A 255-nucleotide genomic window follows, 5' to 3' on the forward strand; every position below is an offset into this window, starting at 1 on the left:
GCCGTCGAGCGGTCCAACTACGCCCGGTCCGGCGAGGCATCGGCAGATCTCTCCGAGCCGCTGCGACAGGTCTTGGCGCAGCTGCGCGACAGCGTCGACCGACCGACCCGGGTGCGCGCCGCACTGCTGCCGCGGTCGCTATACGCTCCGCGAGCCGCCGAGCCGGGAGCGGCGGTCTGACGGCAGGGCTCCGGGACGCTCGGCTCGGGTCGGCTCGGGTCGGTCGAACCCGCGTTCAGGCGGCGTGAGCCGTGC

The 255-nt window shown here is 74.9% G+C and carries 1 protein-coding gene; it reads left to right on the forward strand.

The features are described from left to right. A partial coding sequence (locus R0J87_RS22470) for a hypothetical protein (RefSeq protein WP_498889097.1) occupies nucleotides 1–180 on the forward strand: 180 nt, incomplete at its 5' end. Nucleotides 181–255 lie beyond the last annotated feature (75 nt).

This window comes from Halomonas sp. SIMBA_159 (assembly GCF_046536035.1).
GTDB lineage: Bacteria > Pseudomonadota > Gammaproteobacteria > Pseudomonadales > Halomonadaceae > Vreelandella > Vreelandella venusta_A.